Source organism: Pseudomonas imrae, assembly GCF_046352735.2.
In the GTDB taxonomy this organism is placed as follows: Bacteria; Pseudomonadota; Gammaproteobacteria; order Pseudomonadales; family Pseudomonadaceae; genus Aquipseudomonas; species Aquipseudomonas imrae.
On record NZ_CP110853.2, the window covers coordinates 4,652,619 to 4,666,401 of the forward strand.

A 13,783-nucleotide genomic window follows, 5' to 3' on the forward strand; every position below is an offset into this window, starting at 1 on the left:
GGAGCCGGATTGCCGGCGCCTAAAATACCTTGCGTGGCCGGCCGCCCTTCGTGCCATTGGCTCGAGCGGCGGCTGATTTGGCGCAACGGCTCTTACCGCACACGTGCGGGCGCCGGCCTGCCTATTCAGCGTTCGATAATCGAACGTTTCTGCTCGATCGGCCTCCCCCTCGATTGACCAAATTAACCATTCAGTACATTTTGTCTCTCTCGATAAAAATAACAGTGGAGACCGTCTCATGCCGCCTATCGTGCTGGTGCTCAATGGCCCCAACCTCAACCTGCTGGGCACTCGCGAACCGGCCACTTATGGCCATGAAACCCTGGCCGATATCGCCGCTTTGTGTGGCCGCAGTGCTGAACAGTTGGGTTTGAAACTGGAGTTTCGCCAGACCAACCATGAAGGGGAACTGCTGGACTGGATCCATGGCGCACGCGCACGTTGCACCGCGATTGTGATCAACCCGGCGGCCTGGACCCACACGTCCGTGGCGATCCGCGATGCGTTGGTCGCCAGCGAACTGCCGGTGATCGAAGTGCATCTGTCCAACGTGCATGCCCGCGAACCCTTTCGCCACCACTCCTTCGTCTCGCCGATCGCCAAGGCGGTGCTCGCGGGGTTTGGCAGCCATGGCTATCACTTGGCTCTCGAACATTTCGGTCAGATGCTGAAAGGGCGTGGCCAATGAAAACACGCATTCTCGCCGGCCTGATCGGTGCTGGTATCCAGGCCTCGCGCACGCCGGCCCTGCATGAACATGAAGGTGATGCCCAAGGCATGCGCTACCTGTATCGCCTGATCGACCTCGATCAGTTGCACCTGGACAGCAGCGCCCTGCCCGACTTGCTGCGAGCTGCCGAGCAACTGAATTTCACCGGGCTGAACATCACTTACCCGTGCAAACAGCTGATTCTGCCACTACTCGATGAGCTGTCGTCCGAAGCAAAGGCAATTGGCGCGGTCAACACCGTGATCTGGCGTGACGGTAGGCGCATCGGCCACAACACCGACTGCCTGGGGTTTGCCGAAGGTTTTCGTCGGGTCTTGAGTGATACGGCGCGCAAGCGCGTGGTGCAAATGGGCGCCGGTGGCGCGGGAGCAGCAGTCGCACACGCCCTGCTGGCTGAAGGCGTGGAACAACTGCGCATTTTTGACGTGGATAACAACCGTGCCCAGGGCCTGGCCGATAACCTCAATCATCACTTCGGTGCAGGCCGCGCACAGGCCGGCAGCGACTTGACCAGCGCCATGGCCGAGGCCGACGGACTGGTCAATACCACCCCTGTAGGCATGGCCAAATTACCGGGCACGCCGGTACCACCAGCCCTGTTACGAGCTGCGATGTGGGTGGCGGAAATCGTTTACTTTCCGCTGGAAACCGAACTGCTGCGCGATGCGCGGGCCTTGGGTTGCCGCACTTTGGACGGTGGGCATATGGCTGTGTTCCAGGCGGTAAAGGCCTTTGAGTTGCTCACCGGGGAAGTTGCAGATGCAGAGCGGATGCTCAAGCACTTTCAGCGTATGAACAACTGATGTCGGGCGCTCAAGCCTGCAAGTAGCGCAGTACCGACTCGCAAATCATCGCCCGATGGCGCTGTTTGACCGCCTCATCCGACAGATCGATCTGAAAAATCTCACTGAACGTATGGCGGTTGGACACTCGGTAAAAACTGAACGAGTTGATCAGCAAGTGCACGTCCAGCGGCTCCAGCCCTTCGCGGAAAACCCCCAGTTCGGCGCCTCGGCGCAATGTGGTGCCGAGGGCCTCGAGGATGTTGCTGTTCATCGCCTTGATTGAATCCGACTGTTTTACGTACTCGGCATTGTGGATGTTTTCGATGCTGACGATACGCACGAAATCCACGTTCTGGTCGTGGTGATCAAAGGTGAACTCCACCAGGCGCCGGATCGCTTCCCGTGGCTCAAGCGCGGTGAGGTTCATTCGGGTTTCGGTATTGCGGATATCGCCGTAGAGCTTTTCCAGCACCTCGACGTACAGCTGTTCCTTACTCCCGAAGTAGTAATAAATCATGCGCTTGGACGTGTGGATGCGCTCGGCGATAGCGTCCACCCGCGCACCGGACAACCCCTGCTGGACGAACTCGACAATGGCTTCTTGCAGAATGTTCTCGCGGGTCTTTTCCGGGTTGTTCTTGCGGCTCTTGCGCGGCGCCAGAGGGGTGTCGGGCAATTGGGAAGTCGACGTCATGTTGCACTCACGGCCATGGATGCTGGCCGTGATTATGGGGGGCCACGCCTTACGAAGGAAGCATCAATGCCCTACAACTTGGCCTGGCGCACTGTGCCGCTGCGAGACTTGGCCATTGCCGCCAGGCGTACCGCCACGTTGGCCGCGCCGTAGCCGCAATAGCCGCTCTTGCGCTGGATGATCTCGAAGAAGAAACGCCCCTCGAAAGGTTCGGTGTACACATGAAACAGCTCACCACCCTGGGCGTCACGGTCGTACAAGACGTTGTAGTACGCCAGCTCGCTGAGGAACTGGTCATCGAAATCAAAGCGCGCGGCCAGGTCGTCGTAATAATTGAGCGGGATATCCAGCAACGGTACTCCCGCCTCCTTGGCGCTACTGACTTGCGCAAAAATATCCGCGCAATCGAAAGCGATGTGATGCACCCCGGAGCCACGATAGCTGGAGAGTGCATGGGAAATCGCCGTGTTGCGGTTCTCGGAAATGTTCAGCGGCAGACGGATCGAACTGCAGCGGCTGCGCAAGGCCCGGCTTTTTACCAGGCCATAAGGGTCGGGCAGCACCACTTCATCATCGGCCTCGAAATCCAGCAAGCTCTTGTAGAACAGCACCCAACTGTCGAGGCTGTCGGCCGGCAGCGCCATGGCCATATGATCGATACGCAACAGGCCACCTTCGCCTGATGCCTCGGATTGCAGGTTGAAGTCGGTGTCGTAGAGCCCGTCTCGATCATCGACCAGATAAATCAGGCTGCCGTCGGGAGCACGCACTGCCGCCAGTTCCAGCTCATTGGGTCCGACCAGGCCACGGTAAGGCTGCCCTTTATAAGCTACCGCCCGCTCCAGGGCCTTGGCGCTGTCCTTCACACGAATTGCCGTGGCGCACAACGATGGGCCGTGAGCTTCGAAAAAGTTATGGGCAAAGGAATAAGGTTCGCAATTGAGGATCAGGTTGATATCGCCCTGGCGCAACAGGCTGACATTCTTGGATCGATGTTGCCCCGCCTTGACAAACCCCAGGCGCTGCAACCACTGGGAAAGCTTGGCGCCGAGACTTTCATCGACGGCAAATTCGAGAAACTCGATACCGTCATACTCGCTGGCGGCCGGGGTTTCAAACAGGTTACCGATGGGTTTGGCTTCCTGCGCCAGGCGCTGGCGAGTCTTTTCTTCCAGGTACAGCAGCGAGCGCAAACCATCGGCTGCATTGGCGCGGGTCGGTGCGGCACGGAAGCCGTCATTGAAAATCTCGAGGGATAATGGCCCGGTGTAGCCGCTCTTGATGACAGGGGCAAGAAAGCCTGCCAGATCAAACTCGCCCTGGCCTGGGAAGCAGCGAAAATGCCGGCTCCACTCCAGCACATCCATAGTCAGGATCGGCGCATCGGCCATTTGAACGAAGAAGATCTTGTCGCCGGGAATATCGGCGATCGCCGCAGGATCGCCTTTGAGCGACAAAGTATGAAAGCTGTCCAGCAACACACCAAGGCTTGGGTGATCGATCTCGCGCACCAGGTTCCACACTTGTTGCCAGGTGTTGACATGGCGGCCCCAGGCCAGGGCTTCATAACCAATACGCAAGCCGCGACGACCCGCGTGTTCGGCCAGCAAACTCAAGTCATCGCGCAGGATCGAATGCTCGCCCGTTGCATCCGCCGACGCGTTGCTGCACACCAGCACCAGGTCGGTGCCCAGCTCCTGCATCAGGTCAAACTTGCGCTCGGCCCGCTCCAGATTACGCACCAGGCGGTCGCGGCGACATCCCTCAAAATCACGAAATGGCTGGAAAAGAGTGATAGAAATTCCCAAATCAGCGCACATCTGCCTGATTTCACGCGGGCTGCCGTCGTAATACAGCAAGTCGTTTTCGAAGATCTCCACGCCATCAAACCCGGCAGCGGCAATGGCTTCGAGCTTTTCCGGCAGGGTACCGCTCAGGGAAACAGTGGCGATGGAGCGTTGCATGGGCGACTCCCGGCAATTAGGGCTGATCTTGTCTGAAGCAAATTATTGGCCTCACACTGAACCGCAGCAATTACAAATGTACGAACCGGTTAGTTTTTTGGGCGATTATCGAACACAATGACGGTTGGCGAATTGACGATTTTTTAGCCACTGCGCACCATCGACTGCGCATTCGGGGCCGCTTTGATGAGGCCCCTGAGTGACCAAGACCCAGAACACACCATAAGAATTTCAAAAAACGGGTACCTCTCATGCCTTCGCAAAACTCCGCCATGGCCGCGCGCCCTGGCAACCCGAACGCGGCCATCGGCGACAAGATCCGCGGCGCCCTCGCCGTCGGCAAAACCCGCTGGGGCATGTTGGCCCTGGTGTTTTTCGCCACCACCTTAAATTACATCGACCGTGCCGCCCTCGGCGTCATGCAACCGATCCTGGCCAAGGAAATGAGCTGGACGGCGATGGACTACGCCAATATCAACTTTTGGTTCCAGGTTGGTTACGCCATCGGTTTTGTGCTGCAGGGCCGGCTGATCGACCGGGTCGGCGTCAAGCGTGTGTTCTTCTGCGCCGTGCTGCTGTGGAGCATCGCCACCGGCGCCCACGGGTTGGCGACCTCGGCGGTGGGCTTTATGGTCTGCCGCTTTATCCTCGGCCTGACCGAGGCGGCCAACTATCCGGCCTGCGTCAAGACCACCCGCCTGTGGTTCCCGGCCGGCGAGCGCGCGGTGGCCACCGGCATCTTCAACGCGGGCACCAACGTTGGCGCCATGCTCACGCCGATGCTGCTGCCGTTGATTCTGCACGTATGGGGCTGGCAGGCAGCCTTCCTGTGCATGGCAGCACTGGGTGGCATCTGGCTGGTGTTCTGGGGTTTGAAGTACTACAACCCGGAAGACCATCCAAGCGTCAAGCAATCAGAGTTGGCCTACGTACAACAGCAAGCCGAACCTGAACAGCCTCGCGTGCCGTTCAGCCGCATCCTGCGCATGCGCGGTACCTGGGCCTTCGCCATTGCCTACTCACTGACGGCGCCAGTGTTCTGGTTCTACCTGTACTGGCTACCACCGTTCCTCAACCAGCAATACAACCTGGGCATCAACGTGACCCAGATGGGCATCCCGCTGATCATCATTTACCTGACGGCGGACTTTGGCAGCGTGGGCGGCGGGATCCTGTCCTCGTTCCTGATCGGTCGCGGTATGCAGCCAATCAAAGCGCGATTGCTGTCGATGCTGCTGTTCGCCTGCTGCATCGTCGGGGTGATCCTGGCCGCGGGCTCCAGCCAATTGTGGGTCGCGGTGTTCGCCATCTCCCTGGCCATCGGCGCGCACCAGGCCTGGACGGCGAATATCTGGAGCCTGGTAATGGACTACACGCCCAAGCACATGATGAGCACGGTGTTCGGCTTCGGCGGCATGTGCGCGGCTATCGGTGGGATGTTCATGACTCAGATCGTCGGCCATATCCTGACGGTGACCAACAACAACTATACGGTGCTGTTCATGCTGATCCCGGCGATGTATTTCATCGCACTGACCTGGATGTACTTCATGGCCCCGCGCAAGATTCCGACGGTCGAGGCCTGAGTCTTCTCAACGTCGCCGCTGCTGCCAGGCAGCGGCTAACCCGCTCAAGCAAATCACTCCGATGCCAACCACGGTGGTCAGGTCCGGGGTGTGGTTGAACACCAGCCAGCCCAACAGCCCCGCAAACACGATCTGGCAATAGCCGAACGGCGCCAGCAACGCCGGTGCCGCCACGCGAAACGCCTTGGTCAGCATCAGGTGCGCAGTCATGCCGCAGGTGCCCAGCGCCACCATCAACACCCCATGACGCCAACTCGGTACTTGCCAGAAGAACGGCACCAGCGCGCTCATCACCAGGGTATTGCACAAGCCGGCAAAGAAGTTGCTGGTGGTGGGGCTGTCGTATTGGCTGAGGATGCGCGTGAGCAATTGATAGAAACAGAAGAACAACGCCGACATCAGCGGCAGGAACACAGCCGGGGTGAACAGCTCTCCGCCAGGGTGGACGATAATGACCACCCCGATAAAGCCGCAGATCACCGCCAGCCACTGGCCACGTGTCACGTGTTCGCCCAGCAGCGGCACTGACAGCGCCGTCACCAGGATCGGCGCAAGGAAGTTGACCGCCGTCGCTTCGGCCAATGGTATGTAATGCAGGGCCGCGGTAAAAAACAGGCTGGTGCCCAACAAGCACAAGGCCCGGGCTATTTGCCACAACGGCCGCTTGCTGCGTAACACACGCAAGCCCGATTGCGGCAGGAAGATCCCGGCCATCAGCAGCGTATGCACCATATACCGGGCCCACACCACCATCACAATCGGATAGAACCCGGCCAGGTATTTGGACAATGCATCGTGGCTGGAGAACAGAAACGTCGCCACCACAATCAGCAGAATGCCTTTGAGGGGATGATTGACGCCGGAAAGTGGAGTACTGAGGGTCATTGAATTCTCGTGCGTGACAGGCTGAAATAACCGCCGCCAAGGGTGGCACCGAACCCGTTAATCTAGAGCCGAGGGCGCATCTACCTCAAGAGCATAACCAAACAGCGGGCGAACAGCGCACTAAATCTCGAGAATCGAGTCCAACGCTCCACGTCAGCCAGCCATGCTGTACATTTTCATCAAGGCCTATCCCTCATGAAGAAAACCCTGTTTATCCTTTCCACCCTGGTACTGCTCAGCGCTTGCGATAAAGAGCCCCAGGCCACCAAGCCGCAACCGGCTTCCGTACAAGCCACCCTGGTCCCGGAAATCCTGCCCACCGATAAATGGGTCGGCCAATGGATCGGCGTTGAAGGTCTGAACCTTACTGTCAGCAAAGACGAAAGCATCGGCCGCGGGCATTATCTGCTGACCATGCAGTACGGCCTCGACGCCGACGCGGCGGGGACCTTCAAGGGCGTGGCCACCGAGGACGGCATCAGCTTTACTCGTCCCGACGGTCCGCAACTGTTGCGTGCCGGTGACGGCACGACCACTGGCCTGAAGTGGCTAAGCGATAAAAAGGATTGCCTGGTAGTTAATACCGGTGAAGGCTATTGCCGCCAATAACGACCATACTCTGTCACCACTATTGCTCTCGCAACACGCACATCAAGAGGATTGCCACATGCTATGGAAAAAGGGTCGACGCAGCGACAACGTGGTGGACGCGCGTAACGATGGAGGCGGCGGCGGGGGAATGCGTTTTGGTGGCGGCAAGGGCCTGAGCCTCACGGCCATTGTATTGATCGTCGGTATCGGCCTGCTGACGGGCCAGGACCCGATGCAGATCCTCGGCCAACTGAGCGGCCAAATGAGCGAACAAGCGCCTTCCGTCAGCCCGCAAACGCGCCAGGCGCCACCGGCCAATGACGAGCAATCCGAGTTTGTCCGCGCCGTGCTGGGCGACACTGAAGACACCTGGGCCCAGGTGTTCCAGGAAAACGGCCTGGCCTACAAGAATCCCAAGTTGATTCTGTTCCGTGGCCGAGTGAACTCCGCCTGCGGTGGCGCAACCTCCGCCAGCGGCCCGTTCTATTGCCCGGCTGACCAACAGGTGTACATGGACCTGGACTTCTTCCGGGAAATGTCACAGCGCTTCCAGGCTGCCGGCGATTTCGCCCAGGCCTACGTGATCGCCCATGAAGTCGGCCACCACGTGCAGACCCTGCTTGGGATCTCGTCGAAGATTCAGGCTGCGCGCCAGCAAGGTCGCCAGATGGAAGGCGACGGTGGCTTGCTGGTTCGCCAGGAGTTACAAGCCGACTGCTTCGCCGGCGTGTGGGCCAACCGTGCGCAAAAGCGCCTGAACTGGCTGGAGCCCGGCGATATCGAAGAGGCGCTGAATGCAGCCAACGCCATCGGTGACGATCGACTGCAGCAGCAAGGCCAGGGCCGCGTCGTGCCTGATTCGTTTACCCACGGCACCTCGCAACAGCGGGTTCGCTGGTTCAAGACCGGCTTTGCCCAGGGCCAGATCACTCAGTGCGATACGTTCTCGGCCAAGAGTCTTTGATGAGCAAACGATGGTGCTTGCTGCTGGCCTTGATGGTGGCTGGCCCTGCCACTTGGGCCGCCGAACAGGCGGTCAAAGTGGTCAGCCCCGCACGCTTCGCTATACAGACGGGCGACTTGAGCATCGGCCTGAGCCAGGATTGGCGCAACCCCCTGCCGAAAGTCAGCCGCGCCCTGATCATTGTCCATGGGCGTCTGCGCAACGCCCAGACCTACTTGAAAAGCGCTGAAAACGCCGCCCGACACGCAGGACAAAACGCCAATACCTTGATCATCGCACCACAGTTTCTCAACGATGCCGATATCAAGCGCAACCACTTGGACAACACGCTGCTGCATTGGCAGGGCAACCAGTGGATGGCGGGTGAATCGTCAATCGGACGTGGGCAGATCAGTTCTTATGGCGCCCTGGACAAAATCATCGAGCACCTGGGCAATCGGAAACTGTTCCCGGCCCTGAACCAAATCGTGATCGCCGGCCATTCCGGAGGCGCTCAGATGGTGCAGCGCTTTGCCTTGACCGGGCACGATCACCCGGCATTGAAGGCCGCCGGGATCGAGGTGCGCTATGTCATCGCCAACCCCTCCTCCTACGCGTACTTCAGCCCACAACGCCCGGTGAAGTTCGCGTCGGACAGTTGCACAGGCTTCAACGAGTGGAAGTACGGCATGCAGCATTTGCCGGCCTACGCCGCTGGCAGAAGCCCCCAAGAGCTGGAAACGGCCTACGCGGCGAAAGATATCACCTACCTGCTGGGCCAGCAGGACACCGACCCGAACCATCCGGCACTGGACAAAAGCTGCGCCGCCGAGGCGCAAGGTGCTTACCGATTGATTCGTGGGCACAACTATTTCGACTACCTCAAACAGCGCCATCGGCAGATACATCAGAGGCTGGTTGAAGTACCGGGGGTGGGCCATGACGGCGACAAGATGTTCACCTCGCCCGAAGGGCAGGCGGCCTTGTTCGACTAATCCCCCAAACAACGCTCAATCAAAAATGTGGGAGCGGGCTTGCTCGCTCCCATATTTGGGTTGTGGTGCCTGGTTTAGAGCATCCGGTGCAAGGCTGCGCAATCCTCGGCATGCCAATCCGCCAGCTCCGGCCATGGGTTGTCGGGGAGGTTGACCAGTACCGTCCTGGCCCCCGCCGCCCGGCCGCAATCGAGGTCAAAACGATAATCGCCGACCATCACCATCGCGGCGGGTGCCACGCCCCAGGCTTCGGCCAGCTTAAGCAGGCCACCGGGATCCGGCTTGGGTGGCGCATCATCACGTCCAAGCACGTCTTGCACCGCGAAACAGTCCGCCAAGCCGATGGCCTGCAAGGTAATGTGCGCCAGTTCCCGGGCATTGCGCGTCAGAATGCCCAGGCGGTAACCGCGCCCAGCCAACTCACGCACCAACGCCACCGCGCCTGTGGCAGCCACCGAGTCCAGGGCCAGCTCGCGCTCATGCTCCAGCAACCAGGCATGCTTGGCCGTAGCGACATCCACCGGCAACGCCGCAAGGTGGGTAAGAATGTCGTCCTCGGCCGGAATCCCCAACGCAACACGGATCGCCGCAAAGTCATGCACCGCAACCGTGAGGGTGCCGTCCATGTCGAATACCCAGTGCTTGATGTCCTTCAGGCTCATGCCCAATCCTTGCGATGACGGATCAGGCCTTCCTGGGTCACAGACGCCACCAGTTGGCCTGCACGGTTGTATACGCTGCCACGGGAGAAGCCACGAGAGTTGCCGGCCCACGGGCTGTCCATGGCGTAGAGCAACCAGTCATCGGCGCGCAGGTCAGCGTGGAACCACAACGCGTGGTCGAGGCTGGCTACCTGCATGTCTTTCTGCCAGACCGTTTTGCCATGGGGTAGCAACGAAGTGGTCAGCAGACCGAAATCCGACGCATAGGCCAGCAGGTACTTGTGCAAGGCCGGCAAGTCGGCCAAGGCGCCATCGGCGCGGAACCACACATATTTGACCGGGTCCGCCGGCTGCGGGTTGTACGGGTCTTTTTCGGTAACCGGCCGCACCTCGATCGGCTTGGCGCAGAGCAATTTGTCACGCATATGTTCGGGGATAAGGTGCGCGCGCTGGCGGGTCAGTTCCAGTTCCGACGGCAGGTTCTCCGGCCCTACCACCACCGGCATGGTGGTCTGGTGCTCGAAGCCTTCTTCGTCATACTGGAACGAGGCACTGCAGGTGAAGATCGGGTTGCCCTTCTGGATCGCCGTTACCCGACGCGTGCTGAAACTTCCGCCATCACGCACCCGATCCACCTGGTAGACCACCGGCAGCGCAGCATCGCCAGGACGCAGGAAGTAACCGTGCAGCGAATGCACATGCCGCGCGTCCTCGACGGTCTGGCTGGCTGCCGACAAGGATTGCCCCAATACCTGGCCGCCGAACAACTGGCGAAATCCCAAGTCCTGGCTACGGCCGCGAAAGAGGTTTTCCTCGATCGGTTCCAGGGTCAGCAAATCGACCAGGTCTTCCAACACTTGGCTCATTCAAACTCTCCTCACACAGCGCAATCGCGCGCAGTCTTGGCTGCGGCGCGCAAAAATATCGAGCATCGGGCGGTCTGCTTATCCATGCAGCGTATCCAACCATTGGCCGCGGGTGATGCGGTACAACACATGATCGCGCAGCGGATCGCCCGCCGCGACCTTGGGATGTTCAAAATCTGCCGCTCGATCGTAATGCATGCCGATGGCTTGCATGACTTTCTGTGACGGTTGGTTGGCCTGGGCGGTGAACGCCACAATCTGCTCGACCGGTAGCCGATCAAAACCACAGCGCAAGGCGGTCCAGGCGGCTTCGCTGGCATATCCCAGGCCCCAGTGCTCGCGAGCCAGGCGCCAGCCAATCTCGACCGCCGGGGTGAAGTCTGCGTCAAACCCGACGTGCATCAGGCCGGTCAGGCCGATAAACGCTCCGGTATCCTTGCGTTGCAAGGCCCACAGGCCAAAACCATATTCGGCGAAATGGCCACGGATACGCCCGATCAACGCAGCGCTTTCCAACCGATTCAAGCGGGCCGGGAAATAGCGCATTACCTGTGGGTCGGCGCACATATCCGCAAACGTCGTGAGATCGCTATCGTGCCATTGGCGCATTACCAGCCGTGCGCTTTCCAGTTCCAGTATCGGCTCCACGATTCCCCTCCCCCTCACATGGGCGTAAGTGTACAGCGCTGTTAAGATCCTTCGCTGGTTCCTGTCAGAAATCGCCATGCCTTTGCCATTGATTTACCACGACGATTACAGCCCCGAGTTCCCGGTGGAACACCGCTTTCCCATGGACAAGTTCCGTCTGCTGCGTGACCACCTGGTGGACAGCGGCCTGACCCTGGACAGCCAACTGCTGCGCCCTGCGCTGTGCCCCGCCGAGATCCTCGCACTGGCTCATGAACCTGGGTATATCGAACGCTACATGAATGGCGATTTGTCCCGTGAGGACCAGCGGCGCCTTGGCCTGCCCTGGAGCGAAGCCCTGGCCCGGCGCACCGTGCGGGCTGTCGGTGGCTCATTGTTGGCCGCCGAGCAGGCGCTGGAGCACGGGCTGGCCTGCCATCTGGCGGGTGGCACCCACCACGCGCATTACGACTACCCGGCGGGGTTCTGCATTTTTAATGACCTGGCGGTGATCAGCCAGTATCTGCTGCAAAGCGGCCGGGTTCACCGCGTGTTGATTTTCGATTGCGACGTGCATCAAGGCGACGGCACTGCGCGCATCTTGCACGACACCCCGGACGCTATCACCGTGTCCCTGCACTGCGAAAAAAACTTCCCCGCCCGCAAGGCCAAGAGCGACTGGGATATCCCGCTGCCCATGGGCATGGGCGACACCGAATACCTCAAGGTGGTCGACGATGCCCTCAACTACCTGCTGCCGTTGTATCAGCCAGACCTGGTGCTGTACGACGCGGGTGTCGATGTACACAAGGACGACGCACTCGGCTATCTCAAACTGACCGATGCAGGCGTTGCTGCCCGTGACGAAAGCGTGATGCGCCATTGCCTGGGCCGGGACATCCCGGTGGTTGGGGTGATAGGCGGTGGTTACAGCAAGGACCGCCAGGCCCTGGCCCGCCGGCACGGTATCTTGCACCACAGCGCCAAGAGGGTCTGGATGTCATCAGGTTGTCACTGAGTCATGAGTGTTACCCACAATGACTGTGGAACGGCCTGTGGATAACCTGAGCGAAACGGCCTGCAAGCAAGACGCCGTATAGCCTGTAGGAAGCTGTATATTTTTTGATCAGTCAGTTTGGCAGTCCTCGGGTAGAATGCTCGCCCTCCTTCGCCGAACCGCAGTCACCGCCATGCCCCCGATCCAAGCCCAGCCTTACCACGTCACGATTATCGGTGGCGGCCCCGCCGGCCTGATGGCCGCCGAAGTACTGAGCCAGGCCGGGGTCCGGGTCGACCTCTATGACGGCATGCCGTCGGTGGGGCGCAAATTCCTGCTGGCCGGGGTGGGCGGCATGAATATCACCCACTCTGAAGCCTATCCGGCATTCCTGTCGCGCTACGCCGAACGGGCGCAGGATATCGCCCCGTTGCTACGCCAGTTTGGCACGGAAGCCTTGTGCGAGTGGATCCACGGCTTGGGAATCGAAACCTTTGTCGGCAGTTCCGGACGGGTGTTTCCCACCGACATGAAAGCCGCGCCGTTGTTACGCGCCTGGCTCAAGCGCCTGCGCGATCAAGGCGTAGTTATCCACACCCGCCACCGCTGGCAAGGTTGGAATGCTGACGGCAGCCTGCTTATCCACAGCCCCGATGGCGATAAAAGTGTGCGGGCTGACGCGGTGCTGCTGGCTCTGGGCGGCGGCAGTTGGGCGCGACTGGGCTCGGACGGCGCCTGGCTCAAGCTGCTGGAAGACCAAGGTGTGCCCTACACTGCGCTGAAGCCCAGCAATTGTGGGTTTGAGGTGTCAGCCTGGAGCGAACTTATGGTCAGCAAATTCGCCGGCGCACCGCTGAAAAATATCGCCATCGGGTTGGCGGATGACAAGCCGCGTCTTGGCGAATGCGTAATCACCACCACGGGAATCGAAGGCAGTCTGATCTACGCACTGTCGGCGTCGATTCGTGAAGCCATCAACCGCGACGGCTCAGCGACGGTGCATCTCGACCTGCTGCCGGGTAAACCGCTGGATAAAGTCCAGGCGGCACTCGCCAAACCGCGCGGTTCGCGTTCGATGAGCAAGCATCTGCATAGTCAACTGGGGTTGGATGGGGTAAAAGCCGCACTGTTGCGAGAGCTGGCGCCTGCCGAGCACTTCAGTGATCCGCTGCAACTGGCCGCCGACATCAAGGCCCTGGCGCTGGTACTGGTGAAAACGCGGCCCATTGACGAAGCCATCAGCACTGCCGGCGGCGTACCCTTCGAAGCGCTGGACGAGCGCCTGATGCTCAAGCAATTGCCGGGAGTGTTCTGTGCCGGAGAGATGCTGGACTGGGAAGCGCCGACTGGCGGCTATTTGCTTACAGGCTGCTTTGCCAGCGGGCGAGCCGCAGCGCGCGGCATGTTGCAGTGGCTTGGACGCCGGTAATTGCGGTGAGTCCAGGGCCTTATCGCGAG

14 protein-coding genes are annotated in these 13,783 nt (G+C 60.1%); 8 read left to right on the forward strand and 6 right to left on the reverse strand.

Annotated elements, in window-relative coordinates; all coding sequences use genetic code 11:
* Positions 1–238 precede the first annotated feature (238 nt).
* Together aroQ and OQ460_RS21115 are read left to right on the forward strand one after the other, a co-directional pair.
* The gene (aroQ, locus tag OQ460_RS21110) at positions 239–688 is read left to right on the forward strand and encodes a type II 3-dehydroquinate dehydratase (protein ID WP_410019275.1); all 450 of its coding nucleotides are present in this window, start codon (positions 239–241) and stop codon (positions 686–688) included.
* Positions 685–1,533: a shikimate dehydrogenase gene (locus OQ460_RS21115; RefSeq protein ID WP_410019276.1), complete on the forward strand. Its 849-nt coding sequence runs from the start codon at positions 685–687 to the stop codon at positions 1,531–1,533. The genes aroQ and OQ460_RS21115 overlap by 4 nt, the downstream gene beginning before the upstream one ends.
* 10 nt (positions 1,534–1,543) lie before the next feature.
* On the opposite strand, the gene OQ460_RS21120 is transcribed toward OQ460_RS21115, so the two are convergent.
* Together OQ460_RS21120 and quiC are read right to left on the reverse strand one after the other, a co-directional pair.
* Positions 1,544–2,209, reverse strand: coding sequence for a TetR/AcrR family transcriptional regulator (locus OQ460_RS21120; RefSeq protein WP_410019277.1), 666 nt, complete (start codon positions 2,207–2,209; stop codon positions 1,544–1,546).
* Between the two features lie 71 nt (positions 2,210–2,280).
* Positions 2,281–4,173, reverse strand: coding sequence for a 3-dehydroshikimate dehydratase QuiC (gene quiC / locus OQ460_RS21125; RefSeq protein ID WP_410019278.1), 1,893 nt, complete (start codon positions 4,171–4,173; stop codon positions 2,281–2,283).
* A gap of 251 nt (positions 4,174–4,424) precedes the next feature.
* Between quiC and OQ460_RS21130 the strand changes: the two genes are divergently transcribed.
* Positions 4,425–5,759: an MFS transporter gene (locus OQ460_RS21130; RefSeq protein WP_410019279.1), complete on the forward strand. Its 1,335-nt coding sequence runs from the start codon at positions 4,425–4,427 to the stop codon at positions 5,757–5,759.
* A gap of 6 nt (positions 5,760–5,765) precedes the next feature.
* On the opposite strand, the gene OQ460_RS21135 is transcribed toward OQ460_RS21130, so the two are convergent.
* Positions 5,766–6,644: a DMT family transporter gene (locus tag OQ460_RS21135; protein ID WP_410019280.1), complete on the reverse strand. Its 879-nt coding sequence runs from the start codon at positions 6,642–6,644 to the stop codon at positions 5,766–5,768.
* Between the two features lie 195 nt (positions 6,645–6,839).
* Here OQ460_RS21135 and OQ460_RS21140 point away from each other — a divergent pair, with 195 nt between their 5' ends.
* From OQ460_RS21140 to OQ460_RS21150, 3 genes are read left to right on the forward strand one after another with little or no spacing between them, the layout of a single operon-like run.
* The gene (locus OQ460_RS21140; RefSeq protein ID WP_410019281.1) at positions 6,840–7,253 is read left to right on the forward strand and encodes a hypothetical protein; all 414 of its coding nucleotides are present in this window, start codon (positions 6,840–6,842) and stop codon (positions 7,251–7,253) included.
* 58 nt (positions 7,254–7,311) lie between these two features.
* Entirely contained in the window at positions 7,312–8,199 is an 888-nt protein-coding gene (locus OQ460_RS21145; RefSeq protein WP_410019282.1) for a neutral zinc metallopeptidase, read from the forward strand.
* The gene (locus tag OQ460_RS21150) at positions 8,199–9,173 is read left to right on the forward strand and encodes an alpha/beta hydrolase (RefSeq protein WP_410019283.1); all 975 of its coding nucleotides are present in this window, start codon (positions 8,199–8,201) and stop codon (positions 9,171–9,173) included. The genes OQ460_RS21145 and OQ460_RS21150 overlap by 1 nt, the downstream gene beginning before the upstream one ends.
* Positions 9,174–9,247: 74 nt before the next feature.
* Here OQ460_RS21150 and OQ460_RS21155 read toward each other — a convergent pair whose 3' ends face one another.
* The 3 genes from OQ460_RS21155 to OQ460_RS21165 form a co-directional block, all read right to left on the reverse strand.
* On the reverse strand, positions 9,248–9,835 hold the full coding sequence (locus OQ460_RS21155; RefSeq protein ID WP_410019284.1) for an HAD family hydrolase: 588 nt from the start codon (positions 9,833–9,835) through the stop codon (positions 9,248–9,250).
* Positions 9,832–10,701 carry an acyl-CoA thioesterase II gene (gene tesB / locus OQ460_RS21160; RefSeq protein ID WP_410019285.1) on the reverse strand — a complete coding sequence of 290 codons (870 nt, stop codon included), beginning with the start codon at positions 10,699–10,701 and terminating at the stop codon, positions 9,832–9,834. Before tesB ends, OQ460_RS21155 begins: the two co-directional genes overlap by 4 nt.
* 78 nt (positions 10,702–10,779) lie before the next feature.
* A complete protein-coding gene (locus OQ460_RS21165) occupies positions 10,780–11,349 on the reverse strand; it encodes a GNAT family N-acetyltransferase (RefSeq protein WP_410019286.1) in 570 nt (189 codons plus the stop codon).
* Positions 11,350–11,425: 76 nt separating this feature from the next.
* On the opposite strand from OQ460_RS21165, the gene OQ460_RS21170 reads away from it, so the two are divergent.
* Both OQ460_RS21170 and OQ460_RS21175 read left to right on the forward strand, forming a co-directional pair.
* Positions 11,426–12,346 (forward strand): histone deacetylase, encoded by a 921-nt coding sequence (locus OQ460_RS21170; protein WP_410019287.1) that lies wholly within the window; start codon positions 11,426–11,428, stop codon positions 12,344–12,346.
* A gap of 172 nt (positions 12,347–12,518) precedes the next feature.
* Complete coding sequence (locus OQ460_RS21175) at positions 12,519–13,754, forward strand: TIGR03862 family flavoprotein (protein ID WP_410019288.1); 1,236 nt, start codon at positions 12,519–12,521, stop codon at positions 13,752–13,754.
* The last annotated feature ends 29 nt before the right edge of the window (positions 13,755–13,783 follow it).

Excerpts from the sequence above, each read along its gene's own strand:
- OQ460_RS21115 (WP_410019276.1), top strand. The coding sequence starts at position 685 with ATGAAAACACGCATTCTCGCCGGCCTGATCGGTGCTGGTATCCAGGCC.
- OQ460_RS21135 (WP_410019280.1), bottom strand. The coding sequence starts at position 6,644 with ATGACCCTCAGTACTCCACTTTCCGGCGTCAATCATCCCCTCAAAGGC.
- OQ460_RS21175 (WP_410019288.1), top strand. The coding sequence starts at position 12,519 with ATGCCCCCGATCCAAGCCCAGCCTTACCACGTCACGATTATCGGTGGC.
- OQ460_RS21170 (WP_410019287.1), top strand. The coding sequence starts at position 11,426 with ATGCCTTTGCCATTGATTTACCACGACGATTACAGCCCCGAGTTCCCG.
- quiC (WP_410019278.1), bottom strand. The coding sequence starts at position 4,173 with ATGCAACGCTCCATCGCCACTGTTTCCCTGAGCGGTACCCTGCCGGAA.
- OQ460_RS21130 (WP_410019279.1), top strand. The coding sequence starts at position 4,425 with ATGCCTTCGCAAAACTCCGCCATGGCCGCGCGCCCTGGCAACCCGAAC.
- OQ460_RS21155 (WP_410019284.1), bottom strand. The coding sequence starts at position 9,835 with ATGAGCCTGAAGGACATCAAGCACTGGGTATTCGACATGGACGGCACC.
- aroQ (WP_410019275.1), top strand. The coding sequence starts at position 239 with ATGCCGCCTATCGTGCTGGTGCTCAATGGCCCCAACCTCAACCTGCTG.
- OQ460_RS21150 (WP_410019283.1), top strand. The coding sequence starts at position 8,199 with ATGAGCAAACGATGGTGCTTGCTGCTGGCCTTGATGGTGGCTGGCCCT.
- tesB (WP_410019285.1), bottom strand. The coding sequence starts at position 10,701 with ATGAGCCAAGTGTTGGAAGACCTGGTCGATTTGCTGACCCTGGAACCG.
- OQ460_RS21140 (WP_410019281.1), top strand. The coding sequence starts at position 6,840 with ATGAAGAAAACCCTGTTTATCCTTTCCACCCTGGTACTGCTCAGCGCT.
- OQ460_RS21145 (WP_410019282.1), top strand. The coding sequence starts at position 7,312 with ATGCTATGGAAAAAGGGTCGACGCAGCGACAACGTGGTGGACGCGCGT.
- OQ460_RS21120 (WP_410019277.1), bottom strand. The coding sequence starts at position 2,209 with ATGACGTCGACTTCCCAATTGCCCGACACCCCTCTGGCGCCGCGCAAG.